A 16,501-nucleotide genomic window follows, 5' to 3' on the forward strand; every position below is an offset into this window, starting at 1 on the left:
TCCATGCGCATCCGCGACGTCCGGTCGACCGACCTGTTCACCGGCACCGCAGCCTCGCCCCGCCAGGTCGTGCGGGTCACCGTGCGGACCGGGCCCGGTGACGGTCCCGGTCCGGTGCGGCTGCGCGTGGAAGGGCCGACCGTCCGCACCCCGGAGCCGGTGACCGTACCCGTCCCCGCCCCCGGCGCGGACGAGGAGCGGGTCGTCGAGGTCGGTGTGGTGATCGCCGCGCCCGCGAGCGAGGGCTCGGTCCACCGGGTCACCGCCGTGGCGGAGGGCCCCGGCGGGGAGCGGGCCGTCGCCGAGGGGACCGTGGTCGCCTCGGCGACCGGCTGGACGATGTGGATGATCTCGCACTTCCACTACGACCCGGTGTGGTGGAACACCCAGGCCGGCTTCACCGAGGTCCGCCACGAACTGCCCGACCTGCCCTGGGTGGACCGGCTCCGGCCGCCGCACGTCCGCAGCGCCTTCGACCTCGTCCGCGCCCACCTCGACGCGGCCAGGCACGACGAGGACTACCGCTTCGTGCTCGCGGAGATCGACTACCTCAAGCCCCACTGGGACGCCTTCCCGCGCGACCGCGCCGATCTGCGCCGCTTCCTGCGCGACGACCGGATCGAGCTCGTCGGCGGCAGCTACAACGAGCCCAACACCAACCTCACCCACCCCGAGTCGACCATTCGCAACACCGTCCAGGGCGTCGGCTACCAGCGCGACGTCCTGGGCGGCGACCCCCGCTCCGGCTGGCAGCTCGATGTCTTCGGCCACGACCCCGCCTACCCCGGGCTGCTCGCGGACGCGGGACTCGACTCCAGCGCCTGGGCGCGCGGCCCCTTCCACAACTCGGGGCCCGTCGGGCACACCAAGGACATCGAACGCATGCAGTTCCCCTCCGAGTTCGAGTGGATCTCGCCCAGCGGACGCGGTGTGCTGACCCACTACATGGCCGGGCACTACACGGCGGGCTGGGCCATCCACCGCACGGACTCGCTGGACGCGGCGATGCGGGCGGCGTACGACCAGTTCGCCACGTTGAAGAAGGTCGCGGCGACCCGCAATGTGCTGCTGCCGGTCGGGCACGACCACAACGTGCCGTCCCGCTGGTGCACGGAGATCCACCGCGCCTGGGCCGAGCGGTACGTCTGGCCGCGCTTCTCCATGGGACTGCCCCGGGAGTTCTTCGCCGCCGTACGCAGGGAGTCGGAAGCGGCGCCGGGCCGGGCCGGGCGGCTGATCACCCCGCAGACCCGCGACATGAACCCGGTCTTCACCGGCAAGGACGTCTCCTACATCGACACCAAGCAGGCCCAGCGCGCCGCCGAAACCGCCGTCCTCGACGGCGAGCGGCTCGCCACCCTCGCCGCCCTCCTCGGCACGCCCTACCCGGCCACCGCCCTGGACAAGGCGTGGCGCCAGCTCAGCTACGGAGCACACCACGACGCCATCACCGGGACCGAGTCCGACCAGGTGTACCTGGATCTGGTGGGCGGCTGGCGCGAGGCGTACGAACTGGGCGACCAGGTGCGCGCCACGGCCCTCGCCGCGCTCGCGGACCACACCGACACGCGCGGCGAGGGCCTGCCCGTGCTCGTCGCCAACACGCTGTCCTGGGACCGCGACGGCCTGGTCACGGTGGAGGTCCCCGCAGCCGGCCCGGCAGATGCCGGTGCCGGCACCGGCACCGACGGCAACGCCTTTGTCGTACGCGACGACCACGGCACGCCCGTCCCCTCCGTCTCCGGCTGCGGAACCGTCAGCTTCCTCGCCCGGGACGTGCCCTCCCTGGGCCACCGCCTCTACCGGCTGACCGCCGGAACGGAGGCGGAGACGGGGCGCTGGACGCCCGCACCCGGTTCCTCCGCCGCCAACGAACGCTTCCGCATCGAGGCCGACCCCGCCCGGGGCGGCGCACTCGTCCGCGTCACCGATCTGCGCGACGGCCGCGAACTGCTGCGCCCCGAGGGCCTCGGCGCCGAACTCACCCTGCAGGACGAGCACACCACCCACCCCGTATGGGGAGAGGGCCCCTGGCATCTGCTCCCGAAGGGGCCCGCCACGCACCGCACGGGCGACACGCCCGGCTCCGTACGCGTCGAGCGCTCGCCCCTCGGCCAGCGGCTGGTCTCCGAGGTCCGCCTCGACGGGCTGCGGATCACCCAGACCGCCACGCTGCTGTACGGCGCCGACCGCGTCGACTTCCACACCCGGCTGGACGGCTCGATCGGCGAGGACCGGCTGCTGCGCGTCCGCTTCGCTCTCGACCTGCCCGGCGCGCTCCCCGTCTCGGAGGTCGGATTCGCCGCCATCGGGCGGCCGTTCGGCTTCCCGGACTCCGACGCGGCCGAGCATATGTGGACCCTGGACAACCCCGCGCACACCTGGGCCGGGCTCTCCACGACCGCCCGGATCGCGCTGCACGGCGCCGATGGCACCACGCTCCACCACGCCTTCGGCATCGCCGAAGTGATCGCCCCTGCCGACCATGACGTACGCCCCCTTCTCGCCCGACTCGTCGCCCAGGGTGTGACCGCGACCAGCACACACCCGGACAGCCCGCGCTACGGCTCGCTCGACGCGGACTCGAACCTTCCCGACATCAGAGTGGCAGTGGGCACTGACAATTCCTTCGCGGAAAGCGTCCTGGCGGCCTCCGACCCCGTATTCCGGCGAGTTCTCGCCACGGAGGGGCGCGTCTTCATACCCGCGGAACGCACCCGCCACGCGGTGTGGCGACCCCACGCCGATCTGCGCGGGGTACGCGATCTGCCGGTCCTGATCGTCCACGGGAGCGCGGGCCTGGCGGACGACCTGGCGGACGGCGTCGTCGACGTAACGCTGCCGGCCTGCCCCGCGGCTCCGGAAGGCCCCACACCAGGGCTCACCACCGCCGAGCCCGCCTGCGACTACTCCGTCGCCCTCGTCAACCACGGCACCCCCAGCTCCGTCGCCACCACCGACGGCACCCTCCACCTCACCCTCATGCGCTCCTGCACCGACTGGCCGGGCGGCGTATGGCTGGACGGCCCGAGGCGTACCGCGCCGGACGGCAGCGGTTTCGCGCTCCAGCACTGGAGCCACGACTTCCGCTTCAGCCTCGCGGCGGGCCCCGGCGACTGGCGCGCCGCCGGTTTCGTACACGCCGGGCACGAGGCCAACCACCCGCTGCTCGCCCACGCCACCACCCCCGGTGACGGCCCGCTGCCGCCCCGGGTGTCGCTCGTCGGCGTCACCCCGTCCACGGTCGCGCTCTCCGCGCTCAAGCCGCGCGGAAACCCGCTGGCCTCGGGCCTCCCCGGCGACACCACGCCCGCGCGCGACGGTGTCACGGTCCGGCTGTACGAGACGGCGGGCCGTCCCGTCACCGCCGAACTTCGGCTGTACGGCGGCCTCACCGCGCCCGAGCGCACCGATCTCCTGGAGCACTCGGCCACGCCGTCACCGAACGCCCTGGCACAGGGACCGGACGGTACGGTACGCATCCCCCTGGGCGCCGCCGACATCGCGACCGTCGCGGCCCTGCCCGTACACCGCCCCGAAGCGCCGGCCGAGCCGCACCCGCCGGTCCACGAACCCGTGCAGCCGGTCTTCACCCGCTACTGGCTGCACAACACGGGCCCCGCGCCTCTGGGCGCCCTCCCCGTCAACATCCGGCTGACGGAACTGCCCACCCCTCGCGCCACCCCTCGCGCGTTCCGCGTCACGGTCTCGGTCTCCGCCCGGCCCGCGCGCGGGACCGTCGAACTGGACGTCCCCGCCGGGCTGCGCGTCCGGCCCCATCCGCCGCTGGAGTACGACCTCGCGCCCGGCGACTACGCCGAGTTCGATGTCAGCCTCTTTGAAGAGGAGGCCGTGGAAGAGCCCGGCACCGCCCCTGGTACGTACTTCCTCGCGGCCCGGATCCACGACCAGCACGGCCAGCTCCTGGAGGACGCGCTCCCCGTCGTCGTCGGCCCGCCCGCCCCCTCCGACCTGGACATACGCCTGACCCGCCCGGCCCCCGACCGCCTCACCCTCCACCTCACCAACCCCGCCCGCAGCGAGGTCCGCGGCGAGGCCCACCTCATCAGCCCGTACGGCACCTGGGGCGCCCCCGGCGACGCGCTCGCCCTCACCCCTCGCGTACAGGGCTTCGCCGTAGCCGCCGGGGCCACGGCGACTCTGGACTACGCCGTCGTATCCGCCTCCGACGGTTCCGACGGCCCGGACGGCGCGTGGTGGGTGCTGGCCAAGGTGGGGGCGTTCGGGCGGGTTTCGTACTCAAACGTCATCCCCCTTGATTCACCACAAACCTCGCATACGATGGCCGACAGCGTCCCCGATAATTCAAGCGAGTGATGATGACTGCTGCTGAACTTGTGTCGGCTTATCTGGCGGGGCTGGAGCGGGCGGACACCGAAGCCGTGCTGGAACTGTTCGCGCCCGGCGCCATGGTTCACTCACCGCTGTACGGCCCCAGGCCCGCCACGGAGTTCTACCCCGAGCTTTTCGCCGACACCAGCCGCGCGCATCTGACCTTGCTCGGCGTGATGGAAGGCCGCAGCAAGCGGGGAGTCGCACTGATCTCGTTCTGGTTCCACTTCGACTGGCGCCTGCCATCGGGCGCCGCCGCCCCGTTCGATGTGGTGGACCTGGCGGAGCTCGCCGAGGACGGCCGGATCGCCACGCTGCGGATCGTGTACGACACCGTCGACGTCCGTCCGGTGTTCGAACGCGAGACCGGCGCCTCATGGCGGTCGGCCACGGACGGCACCTGACCGGAGGCCGAGGCGGTACACCCACCGCATCCGCGCGGGCAGTGTCGTACCCACGCCCTAGGCTGGCCGGGTGTGGATCGGTGAGGTGATGACGCGTACGGCGGCCGAGCCGGCCGGGGAGACCGGTCGGGGGCGGGGGGCCCTGTGGCGGGTCCCGTTGGTGGTGACCGTCGCCGTGCTGCCGCTGTACGCGGTGTGGGCGGCGCTGCTCGCGACGGGCGGTGGGGATCTGGCGGCGCAGTTCGCCTGGGCCGGGTTCGCGGCGCGCCATCCCGGGTCCGCGTACAACCTCTCCTGGTACGGGGGGACGCACACCGCCAACTACAGCGTGCTGGCCCCGCCGTTGATGGCGGTCGTCGGGGTCAGGACGGTGACGGTGCTGGCGGGGCTCGCCGGGACCTGGGCGATGGCGGCGCTGTTCGTGCGGGCCCGGGTGGACCGGGCGGCGGCGCCGGCGCTGCTCGGGGCGGTGGCCCTCTGGTGCAACGTGGCGTCGGGGCGGACGACGTTCGCGCTGGGCGTGGCGGTCGCGCTGTGGACCCTGTGGTGGGTGGGGCGGCCGGTGGTCGTGGTGCTGGGGGCGGCGCTGACGGCGCTGGTCAGCCCGGTGGCCGGGCTGTTCCTCGTCGTGGCGGGCGCGGCGTACGCGCTGGACCGGCGGTGGCGGCTCGGGGCGGCCCTGGTCGTACCGCCGATGGTGGCGGTCGGGGCCGTGACGCTGCTGTTCCCGTTCGAGGGCGAGCAGCCGATGGCCCCCGGCAAGCTGTCGATGCCGCTGGTGGCCTGTGCCGCCCTGTGCGTCGCCGCGCCGCGCGCGTGGCGCGTGGTGCGGTACGGCGCGGGGGTGTACGCGCTCGGGGTGGTGCTGACGTTCCTGGTGGCGTCGCCGATCGGGACGAACGTGGAGCGGCTGGCGGGGCTGGCGGGGCCGCCGGTGCTGCTGGCCGCGTTGCTGACACGGATCGGCGAGAGAGCGGCCGGCTGGAGGCGGCCCGCCGCCGGGGTCCTCGCCGGGGTCCTCGCCGTCAACATGTACTGGCTGGTGGACAAGACGGAGGACGACCTCGTCGTGTCCACCACCGTGCCCGCCTGGGCGTCGCACACCGGGGGCGTGCTCGCCGCGCTGGACCGGCTGGGCGCGGAGCGTACGCGGGTCGAGGTGGTCCCCGCGCGCAACCACCGCGAGGCGGATGTCCTCGCCCCGTACATCAGCATGGCGCGCGGCTGGAACCGGCAGCTGGACGTCGAGCGCGGGCGGCTCTTCTACGCCGATCCCGGCGGCACCGAAACACTCTCCCCCGACGCGTACCGCGCCTGGCTGGACCGCTGGGCCGTGGGTCTGGTCGTCCTGCCGCACGGCAGGCCCGACGGCCCCGCCGAGGCCGAGGCCGCCCTCGTCAGGAGCGGCCCCGACGCGCTGGAGCGGGTGTGGGCGGACGACTGGTGGACGGTCTACCGCGTCCGGGACGCCGTGCCGCTGGTGCCGTCGCCCGCGACGGTCGTCCGGAGCGACGGCGCCGAGCTGGTCGTACGGATACCCGAGGCGGGATCCGTGACGGTCCGGGTCGCGTACTCGCCGTGGCTGCGGGCGCCGGGCGCCTGCGTGGAGCGCGCGGGCGACTGGACGCGGCTGACGGTGACGGCGCCCGGGGAGTACCGGCTGGGCTCGGCGTACCGGCTGGCCCTCGACAGCGCCTGCCCGGCGAAGAAGCGCTAGCCGAGTCATTTCCGAAGTCCCGCCTGCGAGGAGGGGCCGGACGGCGCCGCTTCGGAGCAACTCGTCCGGACGCGCCGCCGCCGGGACCCTACAGCTTGGTCTGGAAGACCCCGGCGGGCCGCTCGCGCCGGTAGCCGAGGCTCTCGTTGACCGCCAGCATCGTCGTGTTGTCGTCGGCGACGACGGTGCTGATCTCGCGTACGCAGGGACGCAGCGCGCTCAGGCTGTCCAGCAGATGGCGCTTGACGGCGCGCCCGAGGCCGTGGCCCCTGCGGTCCGGGACGACCACCGTGTCGTACTGGACCGCGCGGGTGTCCGTGGGGTCGGCGAGGACGACCTCGGTGTACGCGACGACGGCGCCGCCCCCGTCGAGGACCGCGGAGGTGAGGACCTCCCCGCCCCGGTCCACGACGACCCGCGCGGCGGCCCGCACCCGCCGCGCGTCCCAGCGGTCGACGACGGCGTCGAGGTGTCCGCCCGGGGCGTCGCGCATCGTGTTGCGGGCCTCGGCAAACGCGTCGGCGTGCGCGTCCGGTACGACCCCCGACCAGTCCACGAAGCGCAGCCCGTCCGGGAGCACCGGGGCCGGGACCTCCTCCAGCGCCTGCGGTACACGCTGTACGTACCAGCTGAGCGGCAGCACGTTCACAAAGCCGAGGCTGTCCACGAACGCCTCCGCCGCGCCCCCGACTTCGAGCAGCGCGGAGACCGACACGCGGCCGTCGGCGGTGAGTTCGGCGCGTATCGCCGTCCAGAGCTCGGCACCTATGCCGTGCCGCCGCGCGTCGGGCCGTACCACCAGCGCGCTGAGGCAGGCGGTATGCCGGTTGTCCGCCCCGGCGAACAGAAGGAGCGAGGCGACGCCCTCGTACGAACCGTCCGGCGCCACCCGCGCGAGGTGGACCTGTCGCCCGCTCGCGGACGGTACCCGCAGCTTGCCCGCGGTCTCGACCCTGCTGGGCTCCGGTACGGAAGCGGGCAGATCGTGGTCGTGCGCCGCCACGACCACCGCGTGCCAGGCGTCCGTCTCCGTGTCCGAGGGCAGGTTTCCCAGAGTGATCAGCATGACGTGAACCTACGTGTACGAGGGTGGTGACGCCCATGGGTTGCGGGAACGTCCGGAGAGCCGGACGGCGCGGCGGGCGATCGGGTGTCGTGGGTCACCATGATGAAGGTGGGGCCGTGCTCCATGATGAAGGTGGGGCCGTGCTCTTCCCAGAGCCCTCCGGGCGGTTTTCGGCAGTGGACGAAAGACGGCGGCACCCGGATCCCTCCGGGTGCCGCCGTCTTCGTTCAGCCTGTCGGGACCGGGGCTCAGGCCTCGGAACCGGCCTTCCAGTCCGCCCAGTTCATGTTCCAGCCGTTGAGACCGTTGTCGGGCGCGATGGTCTTGTCGTCGGAGTTCTTGACGATGACCACGTCACCGACCATGGAGTTGGTGTAGAACCACGCACCGGCCGTGTCCGGGTCGTTGGCGCCCTTCGTGTCCGAGAGGCCCACACAGCCGTGGCTGGTGTTGACGGAGCCGAAGATGGACTTCGCGCCCCAGTAGTTGCCGTGGATGAAGGTGCCCGAGGTCGACAGGCGCATGGCGTGCGGGACATCCTTGATGTCGTACTCGCCCTTGCCGTCGTCGTCCGTGAAGCCGACCGTCGCGCCGTTCATCCGGGTCTCCTTGAACTTCTCGGAGATCACCATCTGACCGTTGTAGGTCGTGTTCTCGGGGGAACCGGCGGAGATCGGGATCGTCTTGATCGTCTTGCCGTCACGGGTCACGGTCATCGTCTTGGCCTTGGCGTCGACGGTGGAGACCTGGTTACGGCCGATCTTGAAGGTGACCGTCTTCTCCTGGACGCCGAAGACGCCCTTGGCGCCCTCGACCCCGTCCAGGTTCAGCTTGAGGGTGACGGTCGAGCCGCCCTTCCAGTACTGGTCGGGGCGGAGGTCGAGGCGCTGCGCGTTGAACCAGTGGCCGACGACTTCCTGGCCGCTGCTGGAGGTGACCTTGATCCCGTCCTGTACGGCCTTCTTGTCGGTGATCGCCTTGTTGAAGTTGATCGAGACCGGCATGCCGACGCCGACCGTGGAGCCGTCCTCGGGGGTGAAGTTCCCGATGAAGCTGTTGGCGGGCGAGACGGTGGTGAAGGAGGTGTTCTCGACGGACTTCAGGCCCTTGGCGTCCTTCGCCGTCGCGGCGATCTTGTAGACCGTGGACCGTTCGAGCTGGGCGTCCGGCTGCCAGCTCGTGGCGTCGTCGGAGAGGGTGCCCTTGACCGCCGTACCGTCGGCGGTCGTCATGGTCACCTCGGTGAGCGTGCCCTTGCTGACGGTGACCTTCGCGTCGTTGTTGATGCCGACGTTCGTCGCGCCGTTCTTGGGCGCGATGGCTATCTTCGCCTCGGAGACCTGCTTGGCGGCCGCCGCGTCGACCTGCGCCTGCGACGACGATGTCTTCGAGCTGTCGGCGCTCGCCTTGCCCTCGCCGCCGCTACAGGCCGAGAGCACCATTACGCCGCCGAGCACCGCGGACGCGGCCATAAGGCCCTTGCGCCGCTTGCTGTCCGTCATCACACGCATCTCCATCATCGCCGCTTACCTTGCCGGTAACCTTTAAGAACACCCGTGGCAGTTCGTCCAGTTCCGCTTGGGCCAAAGGTGTGGTGAACACCACTCGCCCCCGGCGAGGGGGCCGGGAACGCGGAAGCCCCGGCCCGTCGGCTGCGGCGGACCGGGGCTTCCCAGAGTGTCACGCTCCCGCGTCGGACCCCACCCCCAGCGCTCTCCCCTCACCCCAAGTGCGCCCCTTACGCGCCGGCGGCGACCCCTGTGACCTGGCCTGATCCCTTCGGGAACGGATCGTCGTCACCTTCGTCACCTTCGTCACCTTCGTCGTCCCCGTCGTCGTCGAGGTCCCACTCCAGCGCGTCGGGGTCGTAGTCAATCAGCTCGCTGGTCCACGATGCCTGGGTGAGATCGACCCCGGGGACCCCCTTGACCAGCTCGGACGGCTCCACGAGATAGGCGAGCGCCTCCGCCGCGTCGTCCCGTACCGCCGCGCGGGCATGCGCCCGCTCGTCCTCGGGCAGGGATTCATCGGCGCCGATGCGGTCCAGGGCCTCGTCGCCCAGCTGTCCCGCGTCCTCGACCTCCAGTACCAATTCGACACGCAGTCGTACATACCGTGATGTCTCTGAAGTGCTCATACGACGGAGCGTAGGGCTCCCGCCCCTCGCGACTTTCCTGCGACCCGCTGCTTTCACTAGCATCAGCCCACCCAGCCAATTCGGCGTTGTCCAAGGGGGATCGATCACGTGTCCGTCGCACGCCGGCCGCTACTGACAGCCACCGCAGCGGGGACCCTGCTCTGCGCCCTCTGGTTCGTTCCGTCCGCGAACGCCACCAGCGAGCAGGCAGGGCTGCCGGAGCAGTCAGTGCCATCCACACAGAGCATCAGTCTCGACAGTTACGAAGGCCCCGGGGCCACCGAGGCGTCCGGGACCACCGGTTCGGAGGTCGACTCCGGTTCGGAGTCCGGCGCGGCCGTCACCACCGACTCGGAGGTCGACTCCGGCTCCGGGACCACCGGCTCCGAGGCCGTCCTCGGCGGCGAGGGACAGCCCGTCCTCGCCGATACCGGCGCGGTGAACACCACGCCGTACCTCTTCGGCGGGACGCTCTCGCTCGCTCTGGGCGCGGGGTTCGTCGCGTACTCCGTACGAAGAAGCGTCCACGCGCTCTGAGACCGCGCGGACGTGTGTGGAGGGGGAGGAGCCGCCCGGCGGCCCCTCCCCCTCTTCGTGCTTCCCGGCCTAGGCCAGCGGGCCGGTGACCGGCTCCACCGCCGCCACCAGGGCGCCCGCCCGTACGAAGGCGTCCGCGCCCGCCAGGTCCGGGGCGAGGAAGCGGTCGGGTCCCGGTCCCTGTACGCCCGCCGCCCGCAGCGCCTCGATCGCCGCCCGGGACGCGGGCGCCGGGGTGAGGCCCGCGCGCAGCTCGATCGCGCGGGTCGCCGCGTACAGCTCGACCGCGATGATCCGCGTCAGGTTGTCGACGGCGGTACGGAGCTTGCGCGCCGCCGACCAGCCCATGGACACGTGGTCCTCCTGCATCGCGGAGGACGGGATCGAGTCGACCGACGCCGGGGCGGCCAGCCGCTTCATCTCGCTGACCAGGGCGGCCTGCGTGTACTGCGCGATCATCAGCCCGGAGTCGACGCCCGCGTCGTCGGCGAGGAAGGCGGGCAGGCCGTGCGAGCGGTTCTTGTCCAGCAGCCGGTCCGTACGGCGCTCCGCGATCGACCCGAGGTCGGCGGCGACGATCGCCAGGAAGTCCAGGACGTACGCGACGGGGGCGCCGTGGAAGTTGCCGTTCGATTCCACCCGGCCGTCCGCCAGCACCACCGGGTTGTCCACGGCCGAGGCCAGCTCGCGGTTGGCGACGGTACGGGCGTACGCCAGCGTGTCCCGGCCCGCGCCCGCGACCTGCGGGGCGCACCGTACCGAGTAGGCGTCCTGGACGCGCGGGGCCGCGTCCTCCTGGAAGTGGCCGGTCAGGCCGGAGCCCGCGAGCACCCGCAGCATGTTGTCGGCGCTGTCGCCCTGGCCGGGGTGCGGCCGGATCTCGTGCAGTTCGGGCGCGAGGACCTTGTCGGTGCCGAGGAGTGCCTCCAGGCTGAGGGCGGCGGTGATGTCGGCCGAGGTGTAGAGGCGGTGCAGGTCGGCCAGGGCCATCACGAGCATGCCGAGCATGCCGTCCGTACCGTTGAGGAGCGCCAGCCCCTCCTTCTCGCGCAGCTCGACCGGCTCGATGCCGTACGCCGCGAGCAGCTCGCCCGCGGGCTTCACGACCCCGTCGGGGCCCTCCGCGTCGCCCTCGCCCATGAGGGTCAGCGCGCAGTGCGACAGCGGGGCGAGGTCCCCGGAGCAGCCCAGCGAGCCGTACTCGTGGACCACGGGGGTGATCCCCGCGTTCAGTACGTCCGCCATGGTCTGCGCGATCTCCGGGCGTACGCCCGTGTGGCCCGACGCCACGGTCTTCAACCGCAGGAACATGAGCGCGCGCACCACCTCCCGCTCCACGCGCGGGCCCATCCCGGCGGCGTGCGACCGCACGATGTTGCGCTGGAGCTGCTTGCGCAGGTCATGCCCGATGTGCCGGCTGGCGAGCGCCCCGAAGCCGGTGGACACCCCGTACACCGGCTCCGGCTTCGCCGCCAGCGCCTCCACGACCTCCCGCGCGGCCGTCAGCGCGGCCACCGCGCCGGCGGACAGCTCCACGCGGGCGTTGTCCCTGGCCACGGCGATGACGTCCTCGGCGGTCGTCCCTGACGTCCCCACCACGACTGTACGCATATTCATATTCAGGAGCGTACGGACTGAATCGTCGAGTGTCACTAGAGGGTTCCGGCTCGCCTGTGCGGCTGTTCGCGGTGCGGCTTGTCTACTTGTCCGGGCCGTCCGGGCCGTCCGGGCTGTCCGGGCTGTCCGGGCTGTCCGGGCTGTACGGGCTGTACGGGCTGTACGGGCTGTCCGGGCCCCGGCCCGGAGGCGCCGCGTCCCGGAAGCGGCGCCTGTCGCCCGTCGGCGGGGCCGGGGCGTCCGCCAGGGGGATGACCGCGCCGTCGCGGCCCGCGACCACCGGGCCGGGAGCGCGGGCGGCCTTGGCGCGGTACTGGGCCGCGTCGGCCAGGCGGAAGAGCCGGCGGCCCGAGCCGACCTCGCCGATCGGGTCGCCGGTCGAGGCGATCCCGCAGGCCACCCCGTCGCCGAGACCGGCGGCCCGCAGACACAGTTCGGCGGTCACGGCGATCACCTCGTCGGCGGTCGGGCCGACCGCGAGCAGGCAGAACTCGTCGCCGCCCAGCCGCGCCGCCAGCGCGCCGGGGAGCTTGGCGCCGCACACGGAGAGCACGGAGCCGAACCGTTCCAGCAGCCGGTCACCGGCCGCATGACCCTGGGTGTCGTTCACCCGCTTGAGGCCGTTGAGGTCGCAGACGACCAGGCTGACGACGGCCCCGTCGGCCCGGTGGAGCCCGATCGCCTCGTCCAGTCGTACGTCGACGGCGCGGCGGTTCGCCAGGCCGGTCAGCGGGTCGGTGAAGGCGAGACGGCGGACCGCTTCGAGGCGTTCGGTCTGGGCGATGCCCGCGGCGACGACGGACGCGATGACGGTGGCGAAGTCCGCGTCGTCCGCGTCGAAGAGGGGCGCCCCACGGGGGCGGGCCACATACAGCTCGCCCCAGGCCCGGCCGTGCAGCACGATCGGCGCGACGACACAGCAGCCGCGCCCGCGCCGGCGCAGGCCCGCGACGCGGTGGCTGTCATGAGCGGGCTGACCGGCCTCCTCCACCCAGGCGTTCGGCACCTCGTAGGGGGATTCGGCGATCTCGGGGAACTGGTGGACGGGGTAGGACTCGTCCTCGGGGAACTCCTCCTCGCCCTCGGTCAGCTCCCCCGCGTTCACCAGGACCTTGAGCCGCCCGGGAGCCCGCTCCCACAGGGACAGCGCCGCGAAGGTCCCGCCGAGCGCCGCGCAGGCGCCCCGCGCCGCCGCCCGCCAGGACTCGCGCGCCGTAGGCGCCGCGGCCATCGCCTGCGACAGTGCCACTATGGCGCGCAGTCGCCCATCCACTCCCATCACCCCAGCTTAGGGCGGTTTGGGAGGTTTTGATCATGCGAGACGGGAGACGTTCACTCGCCCGGCCACTGCGGCTTCCGCTTCTCGTTGAAGGCCGCGACGCCCTCCGCCCGGTCGCCGGAGAAGGCGACGGACCGCCACGCGGCGTCCTCGACCTCCAGACCGGCCCGCAGGTCGAGCCCGTGTCCCAGCCGCAGCGCGCGCTTCGCGGCCCGCAGGCCGACCGGCGAGTTCGCGGCGATCCGGGCGGCGAGTGCCAGCGCCTCGTCACGGTCGGCCCCCTCGTCGACCAGCAGATCGACCAGGCCGAGTCCGGCCGCCTCGGCAGCCTCCACCCGGCGTGCGGTGAAGACCAGCTCGGCGGCGCGCGCGGCACCGACCCGGCGCGGCAGCAGTTGCGTACCGCCGCCGCCGGGGATCACCCCGACCGACACCTCGGGCAGTCCGACGACCGCCGTGCGGTCGGCGACGATCAGGTCGCAGGCGAGCGCCAGCTCGAAGCCGCCGCCGAGCGCGAAGCCGTGCACGGCGGCGATCGTCGGCATCGGCAGCTCCAGCACGCCGGTGTACGCGCCCCGGGCGACCGGCCGCTGACGTACCAGCTCGGCGTCCGAGAGGGCGTTGCGCTCCTTGAGGTCCGCGCCGACGCAGAAGGCCCGGGGATGGGTGGAGGTCAGCACCGTGACCCGTACGGCGGGGTCCTCGCCCAGCGCCGCACAGGCCGCCGCCAGGTCGCGGGCCAGCTCCGTGGAGACCGCGTTCATCGCCTTGGGCCGGTCGAGGACCAGCTCGGCCACGTGCTCGTGTTTCCGTACGGTGATGTACTGCCCGAACGCGGTCATGACGCCCTCCCGGTCAACGGTGGTTCACCGGGGGTTGATCTTAGGGGCTGTCCGGCCCACAGCGCCGTCCGCCCCCTTGGGGCAGGGCTCGCGGCGTCTGGTGCGGGCGATCGCAAGGCGGTGGGGGTACCCCCGGACGGAGTCCGGCGGAGGGAGCGGGGGGGAGTACGGGCCAGGCGTCGCGAGCCAGGCGAAATCTGTCGGACAGCCCCTAAGTGGTGCGCCTGCCCAGAAGCCATGGTTCGACCACGCCGAGGCCGCGCACCGGGCGCTGCCACATGGGCTGGAGGCCGAAGCGGTACGAGGGCGGGGTGCCGCCCTCCTTCCCGGCCCGTACCGCCGCCTCGGCGGCGGCCTGGGCCTCGGAGGCGGGGGCCTCGCCCGTGCGGATCAGCTCCTCGGCGAGGGCGCCGTCGACCAGGACCGTGTCCTTGGGCGCTATCGAGGTGAGCCTGCTGGCCAGGTTCACCGTCGTACCGAAGACATCGCCCATCCGGGTCGTGACCGTGCCGAACGCGATGCCGACGCGCAGGGCGGGCATCGTCTCGTCGTGCGCCATGGTCTCTATCAGGCGCAGGGCGATCTCCGCGGCCGTACCGGCGTCGTCCGCCGCGTACAGCACCTCGTCGCCGAGGGTCTTGATCAGCCGGCCGCCGTGTGCGGCGACGAGGTCGGCGGAGGTCGTCTCGAACGCCTCGACCAGCTCGCCCAGCTCCTCCTCCTCCAGCCTGCGGGTCAGCCGGGTGAAGCCGACCAGGTCGGCGAAGCCCACGGCGAGGCGCCGGTCGACCATCTCCTCGTCGTCGGCGGCCTGGACGACGCGGCCGGTCGCCGCGGCGAGCTGGCGCCGCCAGACGTAGACGAGGAACTCCTCCAGCTCCGGCAGCAGCAGCTGGATCAGCGGATAGGTGACTTCGGTACGGGTCATCCCGGGCTCGGGCGGTTCGGTGAGCCCGGCCAGGAAGGAATCGATCTGCCATTCGGCCAGCCGGGCGGTGGTCTGGCCGGTCGAGCGGGCGACCTGGATCGCCATCGGCTCGCTCAGCAGCCCGGCCTCCACCAGACCGGCGAGCCGCCGCAGCGCGAGGACGTCGGCCTCGGTGAGCGCCTTCGCCTGGCCGATGTCGGCGAAGCCCATCGCGCGCCAGAAACGGGAGCCGAGGTCGACCGAGACTCCGGCGGTACGGGCCGCCTGGAAGGGGGTGTAGCGGCGCTCCGCACCGAGGATCAGCTGTTCCAGCCGGATGGCGAGCGGGTCGTCGGTCGGCTCGGCCGTGTGGTCGACGACATGGTGCGGAGTCGGGTATCCGGAGGTGTCCGACGGTGGCGGCGCGTCCTCGCCGGACGTCGAATCATCGACCGTCACCAGCCGCCTCCTGCCCGTTCCCTGCGCACTGCCCAGCCCGATCCGTCTAAGACTGCCTCCACGATACGGCAGATGTGCGCTGGCTCACGTATCGCCTTCGTTCGGACCCCGTCCCCTGGCCTTCGACCAGGCGTGCGGACGCGGTCCGGTGCGCCCCCTCGCTCCGCCTCGGCGTCCGCTTCGCCCTCCGGAGGCGGAACGCGACGCCGAGCCCGAGGCCGGGAGCGGGCCCTCAGCCGGTCCCGCGCAGGTGCACCACGTCCCCCGCGCTCACCGCGTGCCGCTCGCCCGCCGCCGTGCGCAGCACCAGCCGGCCGTCGCCGTCGACCGCCACCGCCTCGCCCAGCAGCTCGCGGTCGCCGGGCAGCTGGGCCCGTACCGGCCGGCCCAGCGTGGCGCAGCCCGCCGCGTACGCCTCCTGGATCCCCGACAGCGCCGGGTCGCCGTCGGCCGCGCGCCAGTCGCCGTACCACCGCTCCAGCGAGCGCAGCACGGCGCGCAGCAGGGTGTCACGGTCGAGGGAGACCGCGCCGGCCAGGGCGAGCGAGCCCGCGGTGGGGACGGGGAGTTCGTCCTCCCGCAGCGAGACGTTGAGGCCGACGCCGACGACGACCGCGTCGTCCCCGGCGCGCTCCGCGAGGATGCCGCCCGCCTTGCGTTCCTCGCCGTCGACGGTCACCAGCAGGTCATTGGGCCATTTGAGGGCGGTGTCCACGCCCGCGGCCCGCGCCAGCCCGGTCGCGACGGCCACGCCGGTGAGCAGCGGCAGCCAGCCGAGCCGCTCGGCGGGGACCGCGGGACGCAGGAGTACGGAGAAGAAGAGCCCGGACCGGGCGGGCGCCGTCCAGCTCCGGTCGAGCCTGCCGCGTCCGGCGGTCTGCTCCTCGGCGACGAGTACGGCGCCCTCGGCGACGCCCGCCGCGGCCCGCGCCGCCAGGTCGGAATTGGTGGACCCGGTGGCGGTGACCACGTCGCAGGAGGTCCACAGTCCGTCCGGCACGATCAGCCCCCGGCGCAGCGCGGGCGCGTTCAGCGGCGGGCGTTCGAGGTCGGACCAGCGGCCGGGCGATGTGTTGTGCTCCGTCATGCAAACCACTTTAGGTGTGGCAAACACCGCACCGCCGAACGGGATCACCGCCGATACGCTACGGATCACAGACCCCCCGCACCCGCATCCGTAACC

The 16,501-nt window shown here is 72.8% G+C and carries 12 protein-coding genes; 4 read left to right on the forward strand and 8 right to left on the reverse strand.

The window, feature by feature from the left end:
* The first annotated feature begins 3 nt into the window (after positions 1-3).
* The 3 genes from ACIP8W_RS25065 to ACIP8W_RS25075 all read left to right on the forward strand — a co-directional run bounded on the left by ACIP8W_RS25065 (position 4) and on the right by ACIP8W_RS25075 (position 6,474).
* Complete coding sequence (locus ACIP8W_RS25065) at positions 4-4,338, forward strand: glycoside hydrolase family 38 C-terminal domain-containing protein (RefSeq protein WP_401956170.1); 4,335 nt, start codon at positions 4-6, stop codon at positions 4,336-4,338.
* The gene (locus tag ACIP8W_RS25070) at positions 4,338-4,757 is read left to right on the forward strand and encodes a nuclear transport factor 2 family protein (RefSeq protein ID WP_401956169.1); all 420 of its coding nucleotides are present in this window, start codon (positions 4,338-4,340) and stop codon (positions 4,755-4,757) included. Before ACIP8W_RS25065 ends, ACIP8W_RS25070 begins: the two co-directional genes overlap by 1 nt.
* An 88-nt stretch (positions 4,758-4,845) precedes the next feature.
* Positions 4,846-6,474: a hypothetical protein gene (locus ACIP8W_RS25075; RefSeq protein ID WP_401956218.1), complete on the forward strand. Its 1,629-nt coding sequence runs from the start codon at positions 4,846-4,848 to the stop codon at positions 6,472-6,474.
* 88 nt (positions 6,475-6,562) lie between these two features.
* Here the strand turns inward: ACIP8W_RS25075 and ACIP8W_RS25080 are convergent, their stop codons facing one another.
* The 3 genes from ACIP8W_RS25080 to ACIP8W_RS25090 form a co-directional block, all read right to left on the reverse strand.
* Complete coding sequence (locus tag ACIP8W_RS25080; protein WP_401956168.1) at positions 6,563-7,540, reverse strand: GNAT family N-acetyltransferase; 978 nt, start codon at positions 7,538-7,540, stop codon at positions 6,563-6,565.
* 248 nt (positions 7,541-7,788) lie between these two features.
* Positions 7,789-9,057, reverse strand: a complete 1,269-nt coding sequence (locus tag ACIP8W_RS25085; RefSeq protein ID WP_401956217.1) for an Ig-like domain-containing protein — start codon at positions 9,055-9,057, stop codon at positions 7,789-7,791.
* A gap of 221 nt (positions 9,058-9,278) precedes the next feature.
* A complete protein-coding gene (locus tag ACIP8W_RS25090) occupies positions 9,279-9,677 on the reverse strand; it encodes a hypothetical protein (RefSeq protein WP_402149880.1) in 399 nt (132 codons plus the stop codon).
* A gap of 108 nt (positions 9,678-9,785) precedes the next feature.
* Between ACIP8W_RS25090 and ACIP8W_RS25095 the strand changes: the two genes are divergently transcribed.
* The gene (locus tag ACIP8W_RS25095) at positions 9,786-10,214 is read left to right on the forward strand and encodes a cell wall protein (protein WP_401956166.1); all 429 of its coding nucleotides are present in this window, start codon (positions 9,786-9,788) and stop codon (positions 10,212-10,214) included.
* 69 nt (positions 10,215-10,283) lie between these two features.
* On the opposite strand, the gene hutH is transcribed toward ACIP8W_RS25095, so the two are convergent.
* The 5 genes from hutH to ACIP8W_RS25120 all read right to left on the reverse strand — a co-directional run bounded on the left by hutH (position 10,284) and on the right by ACIP8W_RS25120 (position 16,405).
* Positions 10,284-11,825: a histidine ammonia-lyase gene (gene hutH, locus ACIP8W_RS25100; protein WP_401956216.1), complete on the reverse strand. Its 1,542-nt coding sequence runs from the start codon at positions 11,823-11,825 to the stop codon at positions 10,284-10,286.
* Positions 11,826-11,913: 88 nt separating this feature from the next.
* Entirely contained in the window at positions 11,914-13,110 is a 1,197-nt protein-coding gene (locus tag ACIP8W_RS25105) for a diguanylate cyclase domain-containing protein (RefSeq protein ID WP_402204696.1), read from the reverse strand.
* 53 nt (positions 13,111-13,163) lie between these two features.
* Positions 13,164-13,952 carry an enoyl-CoA hydratase/isomerase family protein gene (locus ACIP8W_RS25110; protein ID WP_401956164.1) on the reverse strand — a complete coding sequence of 263 codons (789 nt, stop codon included), beginning with the start codon at positions 13,950-13,952 and terminating at the stop codon, positions 13,164-13,166.
* Between the two features lie 211 nt (positions 13,953-14,163).
* A complete protein-coding gene (locus tag ACIP8W_RS25115) occupies positions 14,164-15,318 on the reverse strand; it encodes an adenylate/guanylate cyclase domain-containing protein (protein ID WP_401956163.1) in 1,155 nt (384 codons plus the stop codon).
* Between the two features lie 232 nt (positions 15,319-15,550).
* A complete protein-coding gene (locus ACIP8W_RS25120; protein WP_401956162.1) occupies positions 15,551-16,405 on the reverse strand; it encodes a biotin--[acetyl-CoA-carboxylase] ligase in 855 nt (284 codons plus the stop codon).
* Positions 16,406-16,501 lie beyond the last annotated feature (96 nt).

The organism is Streptomyces sp. NPDC088554 (assembly GCF_044752945.1).
GTDB lineage: Bacteria > Actinomycetota > Actinomycetes > Streptomycetales > Streptomycetaceae > Streptomyces.